At 53.3% G+C, this 21,943-nt stretch carries 18 protein-coding genes; 4 read left to right on the top strand and 14 right to left on the bottom strand.

The genetic code is table 11. The features are described from left to right. Window positions 1-43: 43 nt before the first annotated feature. The 3 genes from AB5Y81_RS05530 to AB5Y81_RS05520 all read left to right on the top strand — a co-directional run bounded on the left by AB5Y81_RS05530 (window position 44) and on the right by AB5Y81_RS05520 (window position 2,393). Entirely contained in the window at window positions 44-817 is a 774-nt protein-coding gene (locus tag AB5Y81_RS05530) for an ABC transporter substrate-binding protein (RefSeq protein ID WP_005299633.1), read from the top strand. Window positions 818-956: 139 nt separating this feature from the next. After that, complete coding sequence (locus tag AB5Y81_RS05525; RefSeq protein ID WP_005299635.1) at window positions 957-1,697, top strand: ABC transporter permease; 741 nt, start codon at window positions 957-959, stop codon at window positions 1,695-1,697. 3 nt (window positions 1,698-1,700) lie between these two features. Beyond that, complete coding sequence (locus tag AB5Y81_RS05520) at window positions 1,701-2,393, top strand: ABC transporter permease (protein ID WP_005299639.1); 693 nt, start codon at window positions 1,701-1,703, stop codon at window positions 2,391-2,393. Window positions 2,394-2,452: 59 nt separating this feature from the next. Here AB5Y81_RS05520 and AB5Y81_RS05515 read toward each other — a convergent pair whose 3' ends face one another. The 11 genes from AB5Y81_RS05515 to AB5Y81_RS05465 all read right to left on the bottom strand — a co-directional run bounded on the left by AB5Y81_RS05515 (window position 2,453) and on the right by AB5Y81_RS05465 (window position 15,952). Further along, window positions 2,453-3,766 (bottom strand): capsular biosynthesis protein, encoded by a 1,314-nt coding sequence (locus AB5Y81_RS05515; protein WP_279484529.1) that lies wholly within the window; start codon window positions 3,764-3,766, stop codon window positions 2,453-2,455. A 7-nt stretch (window positions 3,767-3,773) separates the two neighbouring features. After that, window positions 3,774-5,828, bottom strand: coding sequence for a capsular polysaccharide biosynthesis protein (locus tag AB5Y81_RS05510; RefSeq protein ID WP_279485546.1), 2,055 nt, complete (start codon window positions 5,826-5,828; stop codon window positions 3,774-3,776). 52 nt (window positions 5,829-5,880) lie between these two features. After that, window positions 5,881-6,939, bottom strand: a complete 1,059-nt coding sequence (locus AB5Y81_RS05505) for a galactosyltransferase-related protein (RefSeq protein WP_368146587.1) — start codon at window positions 6,937-6,939, stop codon at window positions 5,881-5,883. Then, a complete protein-coding gene (locus AB5Y81_RS05500; protein ID WP_368146585.1) occupies window positions 6,939-7,589 on the bottom strand; it encodes a CatB-related O-acetyltransferase in 651 nt (216 codons plus the stop codon). The genes AB5Y81_RS05505 and AB5Y81_RS05500 overlap by 1 nt, the downstream gene beginning before the upstream one ends. A 56-nt stretch (window positions 7,590-7,645) precedes the next feature. Beyond that, a complete protein-coding gene (locus tag AB5Y81_RS05495) occupies window positions 7,646-9,031 on the bottom strand; it encodes a hypothetical protein (protein ID WP_368146583.1) in 1,386 nt (461 codons plus the stop codon). 3 nt (window positions 9,032-9,034) lie between these two features. Further along, window positions 9,035-10,168 (bottom strand): hypothetical protein, encoded by a 1,134-nt coding sequence (locus AB5Y81_RS05490; RefSeq protein ID WP_368146581.1) that lies wholly within the window; start codon window positions 10,166-10,168, stop codon window positions 9,035-9,037. Window positions 10,169-10,186: 18 nt separating this feature from the next. Then, window positions 10,187-11,464, bottom strand: a complete 1,278-nt coding sequence (locus AB5Y81_RS05485) for a nucleotide sugar dehydrogenase (protein ID WP_279484524.1) — start codon at window positions 11,462-11,464, stop codon at window positions 10,187-10,189. Window positions 11,465-11,610: 146 nt separating this feature from the next. Continuing rightward, window positions 11,611-13,239 (bottom strand): polysaccharide biosynthesis/export family protein, encoded by a 1,629-nt coding sequence (locus AB5Y81_RS05480; protein ID WP_042008107.1) that lies wholly within the window; start codon window positions 13,237-13,239, stop codon window positions 11,611-11,613. Window positions 13,240-13,271: 32 nt separating this feature from the next. After that, complete coding sequence (locus AB5Y81_RS05475) at window positions 13,272-14,465, bottom strand: sugar transporter (protein WP_279484523.1); 1,194 nt, start codon at window positions 14,463-14,465, stop codon at window positions 13,272-13,274. A 31-nt stretch (window positions 14,466-14,496) separates the two neighbouring features. Continuing rightward, window positions 14,497-15,147: an ABC transporter ATP-binding protein gene (locus tag AB5Y81_RS05470; RefSeq protein WP_279484522.1), complete on the bottom strand. Its 651-nt coding sequence runs from the start codon at window positions 15,145-15,147 to the stop codon at window positions 14,497-14,499. A 4-nt stretch (window positions 15,148-15,151) separates the two neighbouring features. Then, the gene (locus AB5Y81_RS05465) at window positions 15,152-15,952 is read right to left on the bottom strand and encodes an ABC transporter permease (protein WP_279484521.1); all 801 of its coding nucleotides are present in this window, start codon (window positions 15,950-15,952) and stop codon (window positions 15,152-15,154) included. An 825-nt stretch (window positions 15,953-16,777) separates the two neighbouring features. Here AB5Y81_RS05465 and AB5Y81_RS05460 point away from each other — a divergent pair. Beyond that, window positions 16,778-17,302, top strand: a complete 525-nt coding sequence (locus tag AB5Y81_RS05460) for an acyloxyacyl hydrolase (protein WP_026459095.1) — start codon at window positions 16,778-16,780, stop codon at window positions 17,300-17,302. Between the two features lie 80 nt (window positions 17,303-17,382). Here AB5Y81_RS05460 and AB5Y81_RS05455 read toward each other — a convergent pair whose 3' ends face one another. The 3 genes from AB5Y81_RS05455 to AB5Y81_RS05445 all read right to left on the bottom strand — a co-directional run bounded on the left by AB5Y81_RS05455 (window position 17,383) and on the right by AB5Y81_RS05445 (window position 21,934). Then, a complete protein-coding gene (locus AB5Y81_RS05455; protein ID WP_279484520.1) occupies window positions 17,383-18,024 on the bottom strand; it encodes an energy-coupling factor ABC transporter permease in 642 nt (213 codons plus the stop codon). Between the two features lie 86 nt (window positions 18,025-18,110). Then, window positions 18,111-18,929 (bottom strand): pyruvate formate lyase 1-activating protein, encoded by an 819-nt coding sequence (gene pflA / locus AB5Y81_RS05450; protein WP_017765948.1) that lies wholly within the window; start codon window positions 18,927-18,929, stop codon window positions 18,111-18,113. 65 nt (window positions 18,930-18,994) lie between these two features. After that, on the bottom strand, window positions 18,995-21,934 hold the full coding sequence (locus tag AB5Y81_RS05445) for an EAL domain-containing protein (RefSeq protein ID WP_368146579.1): 2,940 nt from the start codon (window positions 21,932-21,934) through the stop codon (window positions 18,995-18,997). Window positions 21,935-21,943 lie beyond the last annotated feature (9 nt).

Below are 21,943 nucleotides of genomic sequence, written 5' to 3'. Positions count from 1 at the left end.
ATCTGCAATTGCAACAGTCGATGACTTTATCAAGGAGAGATACATGAACAAGCTGATGCTGGCGACTGCCATGGTTACTGCCCTGTCCTCCGGCAGCCTGATGGCCAAGGAGTGGAAAGAGGTGCGGATCGGTGTCGAAGGTGCCTACCCCCCCTTCTCCTGGACCGAGCCGAGCGGCGAGGTGAAAGGCTTTGACATCGACATCGCCAACGCCCTGTGCGAGGAGATGAAGGTGAAATGCACCCTGGTCAAGCAGGACTGGGACGGCATCATTCCGGCGCTGCTGTCGCGCAAATATGACGCCATCATCGCCACCATGGACATCACCGAAGAGCGCAAGAAGAAGGTGGACTTCACCCAGAAGTACCAGCACATTCCGGCCCGCTTCGCCGCCAAGAAAGGCACTGACGTGAAACTGGAGAAGGCCTTCATGGATGGCAAGACAGTGGCCGTGCAGCGTGCCACCTCCATGGACACCTTTATTACCGACAACTTCCCGAACGCCACCATCAAGCGTTACGGCACCGCCGATGAAGCCTATCTCGACCTGAAATCCGGCCGCGTCGACTACGTGCTGGCCGACTCTGCCGCCATCAGCGACGGTCTGCTCAAGAAAGAGGGCGGCGATGCGTTCGAGTTCGTGGGCCCGAAACTGACCGATCCCAAGTGGTTTGGTGAAGGCGCCGGCATCGCGGTGCGCAAGGCCGACAAGGATCTGAAAGAGAAATTCAATGCCGCCATCCTGGCGCTGCGTGCCAACGGCAAGTACAAGGCGATCAACGACAAGTACTTCGACTTCGACGTCTACGGCGAATAACCCCCAAGGCTCGCTGCCAGAGGCAGGAGCCAGGGCGTGACACGCACAATAGCGACAGGTTGACCCTCGTCTGTAGTCATCGGGCCCGTCGTCTCTCGCCAGGGAGTGATGGGCCCGCTTAGTTGCGATGGAACTGCATATGTTTGATTTGAAAGGATACGAAACCTCCTTGCTGGAGGGGGCCTGGGTCACCCTGGAAGTGGCGCTGGCCTCCCTGCTGCTGGCGCTGGTGCTCGGCATGCTGGGGGCGCTGGCCAAGCTCTCCCCCTACAAGTGGGCCCGCGGCTTTGCCACCGCCTACACCACCGTCATCCGCGGCATTCCCGATCTGGTGCTGATGATGCTCTTGTTCTTCGGCGGTCAGGTGCTCATCAACAACCTCTGTACCTGGGTCAACGAGACCTACAACAACTACCTGCTGGCGAGCAACCCCAACCAGGAGTGGGTCTCCCTGCTGCCCGATTACATCGACATCAGCCCATTTGCGGCCGGGGTGGCCACCATCGGTTTCATCTTCGGCGCCTACATGACCGAGACCTTCCGCGGCGCCATCCTGGCGGTGGACAAGGGCGAGCTGGAAGCGGCCCGGGCCTTTGGCATGCGGGCGACCCAGGTGTTTCGTCGCATCCTGTTTCCCCAGATGATGCGCCACGCCCTGCCGGGGTTTGGCAACAACTGGCTGGTCTTGCTGAAAACCACGGCGCTGGTCTCCATCATCGGGCTCGATGACATGGTGCGCAAAGCGTCCCTGGCGGCGGGCTCGACCCAGCTGCCCTTCACCTTCTACATGGCGGTGGCCCTGATCTTCCTGATCTTCACTGCGGTCTCCACCTCGGCACTGAAATGGGCCGAGCGTCACTATGCGATAAAGACGAGGTAAGCCATGGATTTCTCAATCATTCTCAGCGAATGGCCCACCTACTGGCAGGGCCTCTACACCACAGTACTGCTGGTGGCCGCCTCCCTGATCCTCGGGCTGATGCTGGCGGTGCCACTCGGCATCCTGCGCAACAGTCGCAACTGGCTGATCAAGGGGCCGATCTGGGCCTACATCTACTTCTTTCGCGGCACCCCGCTCTTGGTGCAGCTGTTCATCATCTACTACGGCGCCGCCCAGTGGGAGTGGCTGAAAAACAGCGTCGCCTGGGATCTGTTTGCCGAAGCCTGGTTCTGCGCCCTGCTGGCGTTCACCCTGAACACTGGGGCCTACACCGCCGAAATCGTGCGCGGGGCCGTGCTCAACATGCCCAAGGGGCAGATTGAGGCGGCCAACGCCTTCGGCATGACCCGCTGGCAGACCCTCACCCGGATCATTTTGCCCAACTCGTTTCGTCGGGCACTGCCGGCCTACAGCAACGAGGTGATCTTCATGCTGCAGGGCTCGGCGGTGGCGGGCATCATCACCATCGTCGATCTGACCGGCGCAGCGCGGATCATCAACTCCCGCTACTACAGCCCGTTCGAGGCGTTCCTGACCGCCGGCCTGCTCTACATGCTGCTGACATTCGTCATCGTCTGGCTGTTCAAGAAGTGGGAAGCCCGCTGGCACGCTCACCTGCGCCCCCGCACCGTGTAATGGCCATAAAAAAAGCCCGCAATTGCGGGCTTTTTTGTCGGTCAAGATAGGGGCAAGCATCACAGCATGCCGAGGGGCGCCAGCATCTCGTCTGCCATCAAACCAAGCGAGCTCAGCACGCCGAGGGCACTGATAAGCCCGGGGGCGTTGAGGGCCTGCTTGCCCTGTTTGATTGGCATACGCTGCTTGTCGTGCTGCTGGATCTTCTGTGCCACGGCCATTGCCCCGATCTCCAGATGCCGATAGAAGCTGGCATTGATCTGGGACAGGTGCAGCAGGGACTGGCGCATCCGTTCGAACGTCTCGTTGCAGACCGGGCTCTGCTTGTGCCAGAACTTCTCCAGCGTGCCGCGGGTGGTGAGCCCCGGCAGATCGTAGAGGGCGCGCCCCATGCAGAAGGTCGGCACATCGTGCAGCAGGGCGGAGAGGCCGACCGTGCTGTTGATGGTAATGACGCCCTTGAGCAGGGGATAGAGCGCCGGCAGCGGCAGGTCATAGCCATAAAACACCCGCCCTTCCAGCCCGAGCAGGGTGACCAGCCGGTTGATCTGGGACTGGTAGCTGACGTAACCACGGTCCATGGGGTGATGCTTGAACAGCAGCACATCTTCGCTGCGGGCATGCTCGGCAAACGAGTTCATCACCTGTGCCACCATCTCCTCGACACCGCTCAAATCCGAATGCTCACGGATCTGGAAGTCCTCGGTGACCTGCAGGGGAACGAAGAAGATATGCCCCTTGTGTGCCGGCAGGGCTTTCAGCAAACGGCGGTCTGCCCAGCGGTAGCGCCACTTCACCAAGCCGCCGGCAACCCAGCCGCTGGCCTCCTGGTAAAGGCTCCAGGGTCTGTGATTGACGAAGTGGGGATAGCGCCAGCGAAACAGGCTTTTGTTGATGTGGTAGCGGCTGGCATACCAGGCTCGTCTGGCAAAGGTCTTGCCCACCTGCAACGGCGCCTGGTAGGGCTCAGGCCATTGCATCTCTGCCAGCTTGTCACGCTTGGCATAGAGCGGGCTGAAGGCGTTGACCCCTCCTTGCTCCAAGGTCACGTAGTCGGGGCGCAGGTACCCCTCTTCCATGGCCCAGACGGCAATCTTTTTCTGCTTGCAGATGCGAATGGCCTGCAGATGGTAATAACGGCAGTCACCATAGCAGACCAGGCTGTCGATACCGTTGCGCTTGATGAAGCGGCGAAAAAAAGTGTTCCAGCTCTCCGGTTTGCCGGTAAAGCGCTCGTTATGGCCGACACAGGGCCAGCACTCATCCCCACCGTTGAAATGGATCTTGTACACCTGATGGCCGGCATCGCTCAGCACCTGGCTCAGGGTCTGAAAGAAGGGGCCCAGCGGTCCTTGCAACAACAAAATCTTCATGTACGACTTATCTCATGAGCTGGGGGAGGGAAGGGCGCTGCCACAGGGTCTGGGTCAGGTAACTCAGCTTGAGCTGCCAACGTTGCCAGCGGCCAGCCTTTCGGGCCGATGAGTGGCCCTGCTGTGCCAGCTGGCGGATCAGCTGCTCCGGACTTATCCAGAGGCCGGTCTGCCAGTCGATATAGAGCGGATAGGCCACCAGGGTCAGATAGACCAGTGCGGCCAAAGGCAGGGTTCGTTGCCGACGAGCAGGAGGGTGGGCATCCGTGGTCAGGCCCCAGCCACTGTAGAAGGGTTGACCCCAGGTTGTGACCTTGACCCCTTGCACCAGCGCCTCGAATCCGCTCAGCGAGGTCATGGTATGCAGCTCGTCCACATGGGGATAGAGGCTGGTGAGGCCGATATCGAGTACCTGGCTGTCGACGCACTCCGCCAGGCAGGCTGCCGAGATGGCACCGGCCCGGTTGCCTGCCACCACATCCGGATGCGGTTTGTAGATGATATGGGCCTCGGGTTTGGCGGCCCGCACGGCCCACAGCAACTGCTCGTTGCTGCGAATGGTCGGACTGCCGGTCAGGATGGAGGCATCTCCGTCGACCTGGCCCACCACCAACACCCGCGTGCGGCCATCTGACGGCGGCGTGAACGACTGTATTGTGCCCACATTGTATTTGCTGACGCCGTGTCGCTTGAGCAGCTCAAGCAGAGCCTGGCCTCGCATGACCTCCTGCTCGGTCAGTTGCTGGTAATTGAGCAGCTGCTCGAGCCCGCTTGGGGTGCGGCAGTCAAAGTAGATCCCCACCTGATCGATGGAGAGGGAAGAGGGACGACACAGGTTGGAGCCCAGCCCGCGAGAGCGGATAAAACCATCTTCCACCCGAATGGCCGAGGTGAGATCGGGATGCCGGCTGCCCCAGACCAACACCTGCTCATCGCCGGTCAGCCGCTTGGGAGGCTTGCGAACAAAACGAAGCTCCTCGGCCAGGTGATGACAAAACGCCTGCATAAAGGCGCGCTTCCACAGCGAGAAGCCGACCAGATAGAGCCTGCGCCAACGGGGAGCGGGCTTTTGCTGGCGGGCGATGATGGCGATCACCTCTTCCACTTCGCAGCGTTGGCCGAGCACGGGGTCAAGGTAGCGCGGGTAGTGGATCAAGGCCGCCGCCACCAGCTGGGCCAGCGAGACCGGCAGGTTGCGACGCTCACACTGCTTGCTGTCGTGGGTCAGCCCCCAGCCGGCATAAAACGGCATGCCGAAACAGTAGACCGGCTTGCCCAGCAGCAGGCCCTCAAAGCCGAGCTGGGATGAGACGGTATAGACGGCATCCACCAGGCTCAGCAGGGCGTGGGGGTGACAGTGGTCGGCCACTATCTCCACATCGCTCAGCTTCAGCCTGGCCAGCACCCCGCTCTTCTTGCCAAAGCGGGTATCGGGATGGGTGCGCAGCAGCAGACGGGCATGGGGGTGGTTGCGACGCGCCGCTTCCACCATGGCAACAAAGTCGGCCTCGCTGGCCAGTGCGCCGGGGATGGAGAGATCGCCGGCCACCTGATCGACCAGCAAGACTCTGGGCCTGGCGTCTTGCAGCAGGCGTTGAGCCAGTGCGGCCGGTAGCCCTTTCACTTCGGCAACCGACGGGCTGCGGGGCCCGGCGGCCGAGGCGGTATCGGGGCGACTGGCATAACAGTTGTACTTGGTCACACCAAGGCGTACCAGTTCGCCTATCAGTCGCTCGGCACGCGCCAGCGTGCCGGCATCGCAAGGGGTAGCGATCAGCTGTTCGAGCCGGCTGGGTTGGCGGGCATCGTAATAGATGCCTACCGGATCGGCGATCAGCGACACCGCCATCCCCCCCTTGGCGGGGTGACCGATATAGCCGATAAAGCCATCTTCCAGTTGCCAGTAGGGCAGGCCCAGAGCCTGTGCCTGCTGCTTGATCTGGCGGGTATTGGCCTTCTGGCCCCAGCCGATCAGCACATCACCCGGTTGTGGGTCATCAGGGGATGTGAAGCGAGCCAGGGGCAGGTCCAGGCAGGCACCGATCTGGGCGCTGCGAGCCATAATGCCGCCGGATTGTGTCCATAGAGTCATGCAAATTGCTCAGATAAAAAGTTCAGCGAGACCTGGGGTTGAACATGTCTCTGAAAAAAGCCCGAGGGTTGAGGTAGAGCTTGCGCAACTTGCGCCACAAAGGGCGCTTGGGTTTGATGCCATCCTGCCAGCGAAGCAGACCCGGATACTCCTGCACCGGGTAGCCAGCCTCCTCCTGCAAGCGGATCATCCACTCACGAAAATCGGGCAGCTCTCCACCAAGGTCGTTGCAGGGCACCACGGGCCCTTTCAACGGGCCCCGCTCTGCCTCGCTGCGGGCCAGCATCTGCTCGAGCAGCTGATCATTGCCTGCCCGCCGCTTGTGGTATGGGTGGGTCAGAGGGCGCGGATGCCACTGGTGCACCAGAAATCGGCCGGCAAACAGATGGGGCAGCGCATAATAGCTGAAATAGCGCCGAAAGCCCTGATAATCCCCCGGATGCTGGGCCTTGATATTGAGGGCATAGTCATCCGGCCTCGGCCCGATGGGGTAGTGACGGGTGAGGCGGTCTATCAGTTCGAGATCTTCGCCGCCATGGCCGACAAACTGCTCATCAAAGCCCCCCAGCTGCAAAAACCACTCGCGGTTCATCAGCAGACAGCTACTGGCCAGGGCGACTCCCTCCACTCGATGATTCTCCCCGCGCAAGAAGGACTCCAGGCAGCCCTGAAAATCACCGTCAAAGCGCTCCGTCTCTTCCTTGGTCAGATAGAGGCAGGGGTACATATCAAAACACTGGGGGGAACTCGTTCTATGATGATATGTCTTATCTATGATTGATAATAGGATCTCATCGCTGGGTATTAGGTCTGAGTCTAGAATGAAAATATTGTTATAGTTGACTTTTGAAATTATTTCATTTCTATGTTGGCCAGGTGAGTAAATTAATTTCTTATGAAGGGTATGCCTTTTTATACCAATTGTAGTACTGTCGTTTATAATTTCACTTTTTTCTTGCGTTGTTATTATTTTGGCATGTGAAATGTATCTTGAAAACTGAAATGGAATGTTATAGGAGCAAGCCCTTCTCGTGTTGTTTTTTTCCTTGAAAAAGGGGGTTATGAGGCAGATCTGCTTCATTATAAAAAGGAACTTCCATCAATTCTAGTATAACGCACAGGGAATTTATGCTTATCAAACTCATCAATTTTATCAATCACATCAAGTATATCCCCTTTGGGAAGAGTAAGTAAATCTGAAGGTTGAACATTCCACCATTCAGTTTTTATGAGTTTTTCAATCACGTTTTTTTCAAAACGCATCTTTATTTCTTTCGCAGGAACACCTCCGTAAATGGAATAAGGAGGGACATTTTTTGTTACTACAGCCCCTGCTGCTATTACAGCACCATGTCCTATGGTTATACCACTAGCTATGCAAACATTATCACCAATCCAGACATCATGGCCTATAATGACTCGTCGTTTTGGCGTCTGTGATGCTAACTTCAAACTTTCACCTGACGCTAGATGAGATAAAAAAGGTGATGTTGATAAACAATTAGTGTCATGACTTCCTAGGCCGATTGATACATTTCTGCCAATAGAACAGTATCGACCAATCTCACAATAAGAGCGTATCAATCCAGAGTTAATATATGAGGAAAAACCGAAAAAAACAGTCCCGAAAAGCTCTACATTAAGGATTCTTACATTATTTTCTGAAAAAGCAACAAAGTTTTTAGACTTTAAATTTGAAAAAATTGGTGGCGTATCTTGTAGATTATTCATCTGAATGTCCTACCCCCCCTTCTACAAATATCTAGCGCAGGAAGGGGGGGGTGAGGTTATAAAGGAGGCCAGGGATTAGCTTTTGCAACTAAAGTATTTACTTCGTTTTTTAGAGGTTTATTTAGCTGTTTTTCCTCATAAACTCCAAACTCCATAGCAGTATTACTACGAAGCCATTGTGCTGTTCTTTTCACACAGTACATACCTATACCTATGTTTTTTGCTTGTATTGCAAGGAGCTCATCATTCGCAATAGGGTGTGACAATAACTCTTCAACATTAATAAGGCGGCTTGTTGATGGAGTGAATAATGCGGTACCACTCCCAATCATATGTACTGGACAAGTACTGGATAATTCATCTTGAAAATTGAACACTTTCTCTCTACATTTAGATGCATCTTTTACATTTTTTTTAAAAATAGAACCGTGCACACCAATTATTATATTTTCATCATCAATAGCCCTAGCTTCATTAACGAGACCAGACACATAGTCACTTGGGTATATGATATCGTCATCAATAGTTAGATGAAAGCCAGGAATAGTTCCAATCCATGAGAATTTTCCAGATGCTCTTAATGTACTTCTAGGTGATATTATATATTCTATCTTTTCTTTCTTAGCATGATGTAGAATTTCATCTGGAATATTTTCATACCCATTGAAATATATATATAAAATATCTACTTGATCAATTATTGAGTTGACAGCATCAAGGTATATGTGCTCCCTGGCAGGATATGTTGCCATTGCTGCTGTGATACTATAGTCGTTTAATTTTGATGAAGCATGTTCAAAAATATTTTCTAAATGCTCAACTTTATTATCTATTACATCGGCAATGATTTTCTCATTGATGTAATAGTCTATTCTTGAGGACTTTTTATCTGTTCTAAATATAGTTGGATATGCAACGCCACTCTTAATTTTTCGACGTAGAAGTAGTTCTTTATTCTGGTCAAAGCCTTCAACTAAGATAGAGTCTGCACCAGTAAAGGAAAGAGAAATAGAACTTTTATTTACTGAAAATGATTGAACATCGTGGCTACAAATTAATTTTTTTCCCTTAGTTGGTTGTGGATCGTTGATATCTGCATCATCTTTTAAATGTTTTATTAAAAGTGAGTATTTATCCTTTTGGTTTTCTTTGACATCTAATCTATCAATGTCAACCCAGACCTCTGTTGAGGAGTTTATATTGATGAAAACATCTATATCATCAGGCATTTCTAATGAAACTTTGTTTTCAAAATTAAAATCGTTTGAACCCACATCTCTAATGAATATTCTTTTTTTGCTTTTATTACTTATGCCAATAATAGAGATACGTTCAGGTTGACCAATATAACTTACATGTCCAGATACATAAAATAATGATTCAGCGTGAAATGAGTTTATTTTTATTTTCGTTGATGATGGACTATTATGCTTATATATCATGACTTATCCAAACCTTACTCTTTTCTTGAAAAAATCTTTAATGAATGCCTTAGGCGAAGTAAGTAATTTATTGGCTTTTCTTTTAAATGGCGGTGGAAGAGTTGAATTTAAATCCGAAACGTGAATATTTTGCCATGGATTATATATTAGTAATAGACTGTTAGCTTTGTTTTTTAAATTGGAATTAGCTTGTTTTTCTTCATGTAGTCCATGAGTCATGCCATCAATAGATTTCATCCAATTTTTAGCTCTATTAATAACGACTAGCTTTATTGAATTGACCTTACTAAAACATGCTAACCATTCGTCTGTTGATGCGGCAAAACTCCATAATTCATCGAATCCCTTTTTCTGCAATGTTTTGGTTCTAAAGCATAGAGTTCCAGTTCCGGCTAAATGAACTTGCTGAGGGGTTTTCAGTGGTGCTTTAAAATTAAAGACATGCTCCCTAGAGGCTATAGCATCTGATACAACATTTTTATAGATTGCACCATGCACTGCAATTATAGTGTTTTCAGGATGCCTATTTAATTCATCAACCATACTTTTTACATAATTGCTAGGGTAACTAATATCATCATCACATGTTAACTGTATTCCTTGTGTTGATTGTACCCAGAAGAATTTTGCAGCAGCTCTTTTTTTGCTATCAGTATCAAGTATATATGTTATTTTATCTTTTTTGCTATGTGTTAACAGAAATTCAGGAACGCTTCTGTAATTGTTCAAGTATATAAAAAGATGATCTACCTGTTCAATTAAACTTGCTACGGCGATAGGAAGAACATTTATTCTACCTGGATAAGTTGCTATCGCTGCAGTAATGCTATTATGTGAACTTTTAAAATTGGAGTCAGAATATATTTTACAAATTTCTTTTGTGTTTATAAAGTCAACTTGATATTCACTTCTATTGGAGTCTATAGAGACCGATAATAATTGATCGCCTGCACCTGTAAAATTGAATACTGAGTGATATATATCTCGATCACCATTGACATTTCTACGTGATATAACACTGCCTTTATCATCAGTAATTATAATAACGCAGTCTTTTTGGTTTTTATTCTTAAAAGAAACAGAAACTTTATTTACAGTATTCCTTTTTACAGGAAAAGAGTGAATTATGTTCCGCATTATTTACCCCTGATGTTCTTACAGAGCACAGTCAATAAGTTCTTCATTCAGCGCTCTTTTGAGATCAAAGATCACGTTGTTGTTTTTAGTTATATTAGCGATGTCTTGAGAGGTCATTGTTTTGAATTGATCGTGAGATACAGCAATTATAACAGCGTCATATTTTTTATTATGTATATCATTGTTTAACTCAATGCCATACTCATGATAAACCTCTGACTTGGAAGCCCAAGGATCATAAATGTCAACTGTAGCATTATGATTGAGAAGTTCTTTATATAGATTAACAACTTGTGTATTTCTAATGTCAGGACAGTTTTCTTTAAAAGTAAACCCAAGAATTAGAATGTTAGAGTCTACAATATGAATCTTCTTTCGGCTCATCTCTCTTGTCAATTTATTGGCAACATGAGCTGACATATTTTGGTTAAGTCTTCTTGCGGTCAAAATCATATCTGGGTAATGACCAATAGATTCAGCTTTGTGAGCAAGATAATAAGGGTCAACACCAATGCAATGTCCACCAACTAATCCTGGGTATAATTTCTGAAAATTCCACTTTGTCCCTGCTGCTTCAATAACATCATGGGTATTTATACCTAGTCTATCAAAAATCATAGATAGCTCGTTAACTAAAGCAATATTGACATCTCTTTGAGTGTTTTCAATGACTTTTGCAGCTTCAGCAACTTTTATAGATGCTGCTTTATGTGTACCAGCCTTTATGACTAGGTTATATACAGAGTCAATATAGTTAGCAGCTTCCTCAGTTGAACCTGAAGTTATTTTCATTATATCTGGCAGTCTATTTTTTTTGTCACCAGGATTAATTCTTTCTGGGCTATATCCGACATAGAAATCAGAGTTAAATTTTAGTCCAGAAACTCGTTCTAACTCTGGAATGCATACTTCCTCTGTTGCGCCTGGATACACAGTACTTTCAAATACAACAATATCTCCAGCTTTTAAAACATGCCCAACTGTGGTGCTCGCGGCATGAATTATACTAACATCAGGGATATTGTTATCATTCACAGGCGTTGGAACGGTTACAATGTAAAAATTACAATTTGCAAGCTCATCTCTTTGATGGGTAAATGAAATATATTGTGAATCATCAAATTCATGTGATTCTATCTCAAGAGTGTGGTCAATTTTATCTCTGAGCTCATCAATTCGATGGTTATTTATGTCAAAACCAGTGGTGGGGACTATTTTACCAAATTCAATTGCTAGTGGAAGCCCAACATAACCTAAACCGATAACACCGACTTTTAATTCATTAATATCAAACATTATGTGCACTCTTCTTATTTAGTGTTTTTAAGTTGAAATTTATAAATAAATTGCCAAAGCAGAAATTAATTACTCTCTCCTTATTAATTTAGTTCTAAGCGGGGACGTAATATCACTGGTATTAGGTAGATAATACCAGTGACGAATTATAAGAGTACTAGAGCTCTTGCTGAAATGGCGATCTGATAGAGCACTTCGGTGAGATCCTTGGTGATCTGCAGTGACTTGGTATCAACCTGCGGCAGTACGAATATTTCGTCGCCCGGTTTGATGGCAATCTCTTTATTGTCGAGATCACCCTTCTCGATCTGGCTGAAGGTGCCGTCACGATGCAGCAGCAAGATGCGTGAGTTGCTCGCTTTCTGGGTAAAGCCGCCGGCCAGATTGATATAGTCGGCCACGGTCCGCTTGCTGTCCATCAGGATGGCATTCGGGAACATCACATCCCCATGCACCATGATGAGGTTGGTCTGACGCGGGATCCGGATCACATCCCCCGGTTCGAGCCGCACCTCTTCCATATTGGTACCGTTGGCCAGTACCACCTGGCCATTGGGCTGGATATCTTTGGCACGTTCCACCCACTGCATCAGAAGCTGGGCTTCGCTGTTGCGCAGTTTGGCTTCACCCTCGGAGGATGAACGAGCGGTCAGGATGCTCGCTTCCAGCGCCTTGAGCGAGGATTGCAGCATCTCTTTTTGGCGTACCTTGACCGATTCCCGATAGAGCTGGATGGCACTGAGATCCGCATCCTGAGTCAGTTTCAGCCCGTTGAGGATATCGCCAAGGCGTGCGCCGTACTTGAGCACATACTCCTGGGCACTGTCGTGCTCCCCTTCCACCCGTACCGCGATGGAGGCATAACGCTTGTCGGCGATCACTTCCACCGTGTCGCCTGAGCTGACCATCTTGCTGTTCAGTTGCTGATCATTGATGGGGTAGTAGTCCATGCGGATATCTTCCCCTTGATTGCGGCTCACCCGGATATGGGTGGCATCGGGGTCGGGTCTGGCCATCTGCATCAACTCGGCCAGGGTGACATGGGGCTTGCTCAGTTCGAACTTGTTGGCGTTCGCCACCTTGCCTCTGACCGTGGTCTGATAGCGCAGCGGCGCCACCACTATGATGTCACCATCGCGCAGCTGGGTCGGTAGCAGGGTGCCATTGACCAAGAACTGATAGAGGTTGTAGTGACGCAGTGTCTGGCCATTGCGCTTGAGGGCGACATCCAGATAGCTGCCACGCTCGGGGGAGATGCCACCCGCCTTGTCGAGAAAATAGAGGATGGAATCCCCAGATTGACCGGCAAACAGACCCGGCTGTTTGACAAAGCCGGTGACGAAGATCTTGACCGGTTGGCTGACATCCAGCGTCGCATACACGCTGACGTTTTTCTGATAAACGGTGGTGATGGCGCCGAGCAGAGTGTCGTTGAGCTGCTCGTTGCGCACCCCGGCGACCTTGATGGGGCCTACCTTGGGCAGAAAAATATTGCCCTGATGATCGACCGTCAGCGGCTGATCAAATTCGACACCGCCCCAGAGTTGTACCTGCAGGCGATCGCCAATGGCGATGCGATAATCAGGGTTGAAGCCGTTGAAGGATTCGCGGGCGAACTCGCCGCGAAACAGCCAGTTGCCAAAGACAGGATCCTGGGTCTGGGTGTCGGTAATGACTTTGCGCACCGGCGCCGCTTCTTGCGAGATCTCGAGGGCCAGTGCGGGCTGTAGCAGCATACCCAATCCCAATGCCAGCAGGCTGGGTTTCAGGTTCAAATGGGATAACATCTTCAAAAAATCACTCCTGATCAGTCCTGGTGCTCGCGCAGGGTAGCAACACCCATCACGACCAGACCGTAGAAAAGACAAAGCAGCACGCCGATGGTCGCCAGGTTGTAGAGACGGCGGGGATATTCAGCCTGTTCGGCCAAACTGGGCTGGCTGACCACCAGCAGATGCTTCAGTTTACGATAGGCTTCGACACGGGCCTGCTCCATGCTGACCAGACCTGTTTTGTAGACATCGGCAGCCAGCTGGGTTTGTACCTGAACCGCCTGATAGTCGGCATTGACCTCGTTGAGCGCTTGCTTCTCGCTGCCGGTCAGCCGCTGTTTCTCTTGTGCCAGCTGGCGGGTGAGGGCATCGACCCTGTCTTTTACCGCTACCACATCCGGGGCATTGGGGTTCATATAGATTTGCAGGCGCTTGAGCTCGGCGTCCTGGCGTACCAGCTCCGCTTCCAGCTCAGACACCACGCCCATCATGGCGGTACTGGTCGCCTCTGGGCTGATCAGCTGGTGCTGGTTCTGGAAGGCGAGCATCTTTTCCCGCTCGCTCAGCAGCCGTTCATGGGAGCGAGCCACCTGGGATTCGACAAACTTGAGCTGTTCGACGGCGACCTGGCGGCTCAGCCGGTTGATGAATCCTTCGCTCTCCTTGAGCATCAGCGCGACCACCTGTTTGGCATACTCGGGCTCAAAGGCTTGCAAACTGACGGTCAACACCCCGGAAAGCTCATCCAGGCTGACGGTCAGGTGATCACGATAGAAGGCCAGAAACTCTTCGCGACTGGCGTCTGCCGGCAGGCGGGAGAAGAGGTCTGCACGGTCGCTCTCGTAGTGCTTTTTCAGCTGCAGTTGTTTGTCCAGCGTTTCGAGCATGTCCCAGGATTTGAGGTAATCCTGGATTACCAGCACATCCTGATGATTGCTGCCACCCAGCCCCAGCATGGAGAGGGCATCCGGCATCATCTTGAGCTGATCCGCCTGCTTGATGATAAGGCTGGCCTGACTGACATAGCGATCGCTGGCAATGGTGCCGTAGTAGAGTGCAGCCAGGCTGAAACAGAGGACAACCCACAGAAAACTGCCCAGTTTGATCGTCTTTTTCCAGGAGTGCTGGGCCACCTTGTAGCCCTTGGAATCGATCAGAAACAACTTGGGGTCTCGCTTGAATTTGCGAAGCTTGCGCTCAAGCAGGGCGGTCAGATTGGCTTTGGTCATAGGTGTCCGTGGCAAGGCTTAAAAAAAAGAATCAGAGCTTTTGGTAGACGGCGATGGCTTCTTCGATGTCATCGTGCAGGGTCAATTGTCCGTTTTGCAGTACAATGCCCATATCGCACTGCTGGCGCAGGGTGTTCATATCGTGCGAAACCATGATCAGGCTGGCGGTCTGCCGCTTCTGGGTAAAGACGTCAATGCATTTCTGTCTGAATCTGGCATCCCCCACCGAGGTGATCTCGTCGGTCAGATAGATATCGAAATCAAAGGCCATGCTCACTGCGAAGGAGAATTTGGATCTCATCCCGCTGGAGTAGCCCTTGATGGGCAGTTCAAAATGCTGGCCGATTTCCGAGAATTCCTTGACCCACTCCTCCACGGCAGCCGTGTCGTGCACACCGTGGATCCGGCAGACGAAGCGGGTATTTTCGCGCCCCGTCATGCTGCCCTGAAAACCACCGCTCAGGGCCAGCGGCCAGGAAACCCGGCTATGGCGCGTTACTTTACCCTTGCTCGGCATATCCATGCCTCCGAGTAGCCGCAGCAGCGTCGACTTGCCCGCGCCGTTGGCACCGAGAATGCCGATATTGCGATCCCCCGGCAGGATAAAATTGACATTTTTCAGCACGTAATGGCGACCAAATTTGGTCGGGTAATATTTGGTGACGTTGTCCAGCGTGATCATAGGGTTAGCTTGCAATTAGACGGCGATGGCTGAGGCGATAGGCACTCATGGCAAACGTGAGCAAGATCAGGGTAATGCCGGCCAGATAAGACCAGCTCCCTCCCTGAGTCTGGAAACCGGCGATCCAGCCGGAACGGATAAGTTCAAGGGCATGGACGATAGGGTTCCACAACAGCAAATGCTGATAGCTTTGTGGCACTGCCGCCAGCGGAAAGAAAACAGCAGAAATCCACATCATCGGGCGCATCAGGATGGGGATCAGTTTACGTGCCTCCTCAGACAGCGAAGTGGCGATACAAAACAGGGAGCCCAACGCAAACGAGAAGATCATCAGCAGACCATAGCCGGTCAGCACTGCCAGTGGGTCGGCAGGCATGGCATCAAAGCCAAACCAGATAAGCCCTAAAATAAGCACGAAGGCTACCAGCACGCCAATCAGGGTTTCCAGCACAAAGCGGGAAAACAGGGTGGCAAAGGGGGTTACCTGCCGATAGCAGAACAGCCCCTTGTTGGCACTGACTGCGGATTGCAACTGGCTGACTACGTTTTGAAACATCATAAAGGGCAGATAACCGGCGGCGATAAAGACCGGTGCTTCCACCCCACCGAAGCCGGTGCGCTGGCGCATACCAAACACAAAACAAAACAGTGCAATTGCCAGCAGGGGATCGAGCACGGCCCAGGCGTAGCCCATCCGGTAACTGCCGAAACGGGTCTTCAGTTCACGCATCAGCAGGCCGAAGGTGACATCCTTCAGCACGGCAAGCGACGTTCGGCGATGAGTTGATAGAATGGGCGTGTTCAATTTTTAATCTTTCATCAGCGTATGAAAATCAAGAGGGGCGACTCTAGCATAAAGGCTTGGCAAAGCAGCAATGTCTTGAAAACGAATAATTCATTGCGCAATGCGAGGCAACTATATTGCGTTATCGGTATGTTAATTGTTTGTTTCTGTGTTAATTTGCTTAGGGTATAGCTACCGCACGGCAATGACATATTCCCGGCGTAAAGAGCAGATTGTGTTGAATAAAAATAAAATGGGGGTGATAACGAGGCGTAGCTTGTTGATGGCAACAAACATAAGTGGACTTGCAAAGCAAGTAATCAACCCGTGCATATGACGTCGTTCTGTGACGCGCGTCATGCTTAATTTTATTTGCGCTGCATACTACCTACCAGCTGCAATTGAGTCAACACGCATTATCAATTGTTCGTAAACGCGACCAAATAATATAACCAATTGTTGTATATGTGTTTTTTTTGAAACTTAATGGTAATTGACACGAACATGGTGAGTATTGATGGCGAAAAAATGATTAATTAAGACTTTTCTCATACATCCCCCTTCCTCAATAAAATTCTATTTTTGTGATCTACATTTCTTGCTTTTATGTGTATTCCGATGTTGGTGCTTGATGCTATTTGGTTGTTCAAATAATGACCGAATATTTTCATTTGTTCTGACAAAATCAGCCTTTCTCTTGAGTTGGTAGACTATTTGACATGAAATGTTGATTTTTTTAGTTGTTAATACTCAATTGACAAACCTCCTTTTGACTGACTATGTCTGTTATGTACTCGCTTGCACTTGGACGTGGCGGCGCAAACAACAGGGATGGTGGAGGAGACGATGAACGCTAATTCGATCTTGCTTTCAGGATTGCTGGCGACCATGGCTGTCAGTACGGGAGTCTTCGCCGAGGATGACATAATGGCGTTGCAGCTTGGCAAACCAGCCGAAGACGAAAAGCTCGATATCTATAGTGTCGATGTGAAATACCACCACATGTTTTGGCGTTGGGGTGACTCAGGCTGTCAGCTGGGTTTGGGTGCCCGGGGCGGCATGTTGAAGGTCGGAGACGACAGCACTGCCAGACTAGGAACCGGAGCCAGGGCTGAGTGCCTGTGGGGTAACTGGGTAGTTTGGATCCCGGTTGAAGTGCTCTGGCTGGCGGAGCATGAGTTTGGCCACCGCGGCAATGGTTTCAAGGACTATGGCGGGCCATTTCAGTTTTCAAGCGGTATTGGTCTTGGCTATGCGCTGACGCCGAACTGGCTGATTGGCTATCAATATGAGCACATGTCCAACGCCAACATGTATGAACAGAACCCGGGTCTGGATAGTCACTCCATCCACATTGAATATCGCTTCTAACCTCGCTTGCCTTTCACAAACAAAAGCCCCTGTTTCAGGGGCTTTTGTTTCGCGGGTGATAATCAAGCCCTGCGTCGGGATCAGCGGCTCAGGTATTCCCGGTCGAAGAAGGTGTTGACCCAGTGAGGGCGGTAGATGGCGAGCAGGGTCATGGTCATGCCGTTGAGCAGGGCTTCGGGGAAGAGCAGCAGTGGCCAGATGGAGAGGTAGTCGGCGCTGATGGTGTACCAGGGATAGGTGTCGCTAAGGCCCATCAGCAGGGCGCTGGCCACCACCTTGACCGAGATGGAGAGGGCGCCGCCAAGAAAGGCCACCACGAACAGGTAGACGAACAGGTGGCGCGGCAGCCAGGCCCAGCTGGCCAGAAACAGCAGCCAGGTGGTGGCGACCGGCAGGGCCACGCCGATGAGGGCCTGCCAGCCTATCTCGGCCAGCGGGATGACGCCAAAATAGCTGAGCACCAGCAGGGTGAGGCAGGGGGCAAGCAGGGCGAGGCGCCAGCCCAGCAGCAGGGTCAGGCTGGTGAGGCCGAGAAAGTGCACCTCCAGCCCGTCGTGCAGGCCGGCCCGCAGGGTCCAGAGCGGCACCAGCACGATGGCGCCGCCGAGGCAGAGGTGCTGGTAGAGCGAATTGTCGTGGAGGGTGCGCAGCAAGGTGCCACGCAGGCTGAATGTGAGCAACAGTACCCAGAGCAGCAGGGCGGCGGCTTGTCCTTCACTCATGGCAGATCCTTGTCCGGTGACGGCATGCAGGTGGGCGAGGCCCGATGTGAAAGGGGCCGGCGTTTTCCCGGCCAGCCCCTGAGCTATCAGTATTTGACGTTGTTGTGGTACTTGGCGAGGATGCCCTGGACGCGGTCCATGGTCTCCTTGCTGGGTGGCTTGATCCCGGTGAGATCATAGGTGTCGCCCAGTACGTCCCACTTGTGCTTGCCGAGTTCGTGATAGGGCAGCAGTTCCACCTTCTCGACGCACTCTCCCAGCTCGGCGATGAACTGACCGAGCCCTTCGGCGCTCTCGTCGTCGTCCGACCAGGTCGGCACTACCACGTAGCGGATCCACATGGTTTTGCCCTTGGCGGCCAGGTAGCGGGCAAACTCCAGGGTGTACTTGTTGCTGACGTGGGTCAGCGGAATGTGCTTGTCGTCGTTGATCTGCTTGATGTCGAGCAGCACCAGATCGGTATTGTCGAGCACCTTGTCGAGCTGTTCGTCGTAGTGACGGACGAAGCCGTTGGTATCGAGGCAGGTGTGGATGCCCTTCTCCTTGCAGGCGGCGAACAGTTCGGCGATGAAATTTTGCTGCAGCATGGCTTCGCCACCGGAGGCGGTGACGCCGCCTCCCGAGGCATTCATGAAGTGGCGATAGCTGGTGATGTCGCTCATCAACTCCGGCACTGTCACCTCGCGGCCGCCCTGGGTGTCCCAGGTGTCGCGGTTGTGGCAGTACTTGCAGCGCATCAGGCAGCCCTGCATGAACACGATGAAGCGTATTCCGGGGCCATCGACGGTGCCGCAGGTTTCAACGGAATGGATCCGACCAATGACCCCGGATGTATCGGTGGTCACACTGGTTTCAGCGGCGGTGCCGCTGACTTCGACAGCAGGGATCCGATTAATGACAGACATAGACGACTCCAATGATTCGAGCAGGCCGTTATTTTATTACATAAAGCCCTATAAATCCTACATGTTTAGCCCGCCACCGGGGCACCCAGCAGGCTCTCGAGGGCTTTGGCGGTGAGCGGCCTGCTGGTCAGGAAGCCTTGATAATGCTGGCATCCGAGGGCTTTGAGGATGGCGAGCTGCTCTTCGTCCTCCACCCCTTCGGCGGTGACGGTAAAACGAAAAACCTTGGCCAGTTCCAGGATCGCCTTGACGATGGCCTTGTCCTGTTCGCTGTGCACCAGGGTCTGAATGAAGCTTCTGTCGAGCTTCACCTCGTCCGCCGGCAGATCGCGCAGATAGGCTAGCGACGAGTAGCCGGTGCCGAAATCATCAATGGAGAGCAGGATGCCGAGCTCCTTGAGCTGGCGCATCCTGGCGATGCTCTCCAGCCGGTTCTCCAGCACCACGGATTCTGTCACCTCCAGCAGCAGGCGGGAGGGGGGCACCCCGGTATCGCGCAATATGTATTCCACCTGCTGCACGAAGCCTGCGGTGTGGAACTGGCGGGCGCTGACGTTGACCGACAGATGGGGAATGGCCAGCCCGCGGTTGAGCCAGAAGCTGTACTGGGCGCAGGCGGTCTTCATCACCCAGTAGCCGATGTCCTGGATGAGGCTGGTCTCCTCGGCGATGGGGATGAACTCCGCCGGCGGCACCATGCTGCCGTCGCTGCGCTGCCAGCGCAGCAGCGCCTCGATGCCGGAGAGCGCGCCGTTGTCGACCCGGTATTGCGGCTGATAGTGCAGTTGCAGCTCGTGGTGGCGCAGGGCGTCGCGCAGCTGGTTGTTGAGCGCCAGCTTGCTCTTCTCCTTCTCCGCCATCGCCTCGCTGAAGAACACATAGTTGCCTTGGCCGGATCGCTTGGCCATGTGGGTGGCGGTGTCGGCCTGCTGCATCAGCACCAGGTGATCCTTGTCCTCGCTGGAGAAGAGGCTGATCCCCACCGAGGCGCTGCAGTGCAGCTTGTGATCCTCTATGTCGAACGGGATGCGGAACAGCCCCATCAGCTCGCGGGCGAAGTGTTCTGCCAGGATCTTGGCGGTGACATAACCCTGGCCCAGGGCGCTGAACAGCAGGGCGAACTCGTCCCCCGAGATACGGGCCAGCACCAGGTTGTCCTGGGGCAGGGTCTTGAGCCGCTCCACCACCGCCTGCAGCAGCAGATCGCCGCAGGCATGGCCGAGGGAGTCGTTGATCGACTTGAAGTTGTCCAGATCCACCAGCAGCAGGGCGCCCCACTGGCCGCTGGCCTCCTGCAGGGTGCGTTGCATGATGTCGTTGAGGCTGCGGCGGTTGTAGAGGCCGCACAGATCGTCGTAGTAGGCGAGCTGCTCGATGTGGCGCGCCGCCTCCTTTTCCTGGGTGATGTCGTAGAAGCTGCAGACGTAGTGGCTGATCTCGCCGTGCTCATCCTGCACCCCGCTCACCATCAACCGGACCGGGAACAGGTGGCCATCCTTGTGCAGGCAGCGCTCTTCCCCCATCCAGAACTCCTGGGCCGCCACCGCCTCGCGCACGTCCTGCGCCAGGTGATCGCCATAGTAGGTGGGTCTGAGCCGGACGATATGCTGGCCGATCATCTCATCGTCGGCAAAGCCGGTGATGCGACCAAAGGAGCGGTTGACCTTGAGGATGATCCCCTTGTGATCCATCACCAGCAGACCGTCGTGGGTGTTGAAGGCCACCTCGGCCAGCCGCAGCGCATCGTCGGCGGCCAATCGTTGCAACTCGACGGCGGCCCGCTCGTGCTGGCTGCTGAGGGCGTCGAGCAGCGGCATGGGGTCGGCCAGTGGCGTGTCGAGCAGCAGAGTGAGCTGGCCGATGGGGGCGCCCTGCGAGCCGTGCAGCGGAATGCCGACATAGACGGGGGCATTGAGTGCCAGCAACTGGCTGGCCTGGGGATAGCGCAGGGGCAGGTCTTCCACATAGACAGCCTGGCCGTGCTGGAACAGCTCCTGGCCAGGCCCCGGGTCCATCTGGATGGGCTTGAGCACCGAGAAGGTCTCCCCCTCCAGAACGCAGCGCGGGATCATCCAGAGATCCTGGCCGCGGGGCTGGTACTCGCCAATCCAGCCGATGCGCGCGCCGCTGATGCCTATGGCCCAGCTCACCAGGGCGCGGCAGTAAGCGATGCCGGTCAGCAGGGTGAGCTCGGCAGGCAGCGTCAGCACGGCGGGCTGGACCGGTTCCGGCACCGGTTGCCAGTGGCCGAGCAGCTGGGCGCTGTGACGCACCAGTTGCAGCATCTCTTCGCTCAGCGGGGTGGCGTTGAGGTATTCGAGGCTCAGCACGCCGATGAGTTTTTCCTGCTCAAGCAAGGCACCGTCCAGACGCGAACTCACACCGGCATTGGCCAGATAGTAGTGCTGACTCAGCATGGGCTGGTGCGCGGCTTCCGAAAAGCTCAGGGACTTGCGGGTGCGCAGGGCGCGGATGTAGCGACTGTCGCCGCGAATGGCGGCTACCTCGTCGGCTCCCAGGGTAAAGACCGGGGTCAGTTGCTCGCTGCCGAGGGGGCCGTTGGCCTGATAGTGCCAGAGGATGAGGCGATCGGCCCCCAGGCTCTCCTTGAGGGCCTCCAGCATGGCGGCAAACTGCTGCTGGCTCGCCATCTGGCTCAGGCGCGGCAGTTGCAGCGCCAGGTCGGCCACCGGCTCCTGGCGCAGGGTCTGCAGGCAGATGAGCCAGAAGGCGTCTTGTTCGTGGGAGAGGGCAATGTGCCACTGCTGGCCGGCAAAGCGCAGCACCAGCTTGCCGCCATGGCCGCTGGCCAGCAACTGTTCGATAGGCAGGCGTAGTGCATCCGGCAACTGGGCCGGCCATGGGCCCCTTGGCTCATCGAGCCAGTAGAGCGGGGTTTGCATCACATCGGTCAACGCGACCAGCCGTTGGCTGCGCACGTCCAGACGAAAGAACAGCGGTGTCTGGTTGGCAGAAGAGAGATGACTGAGCGCGGTTGACGACATGAACTGATA

Source organism: Aeromonas sp. s2, from assembly GCF_040907935.1.
Classification (GTDB): Bacteria; Pseudomonadota; Gammaproteobacteria; order Enterobacterales; family Aeromonadaceae; genus Aeromonas; species Aeromonas dhakensis.
Note: the sequence above shows the minus strand (reverse complement) of the source record. Positions and strands in the feature narration are given on the sequence as shown.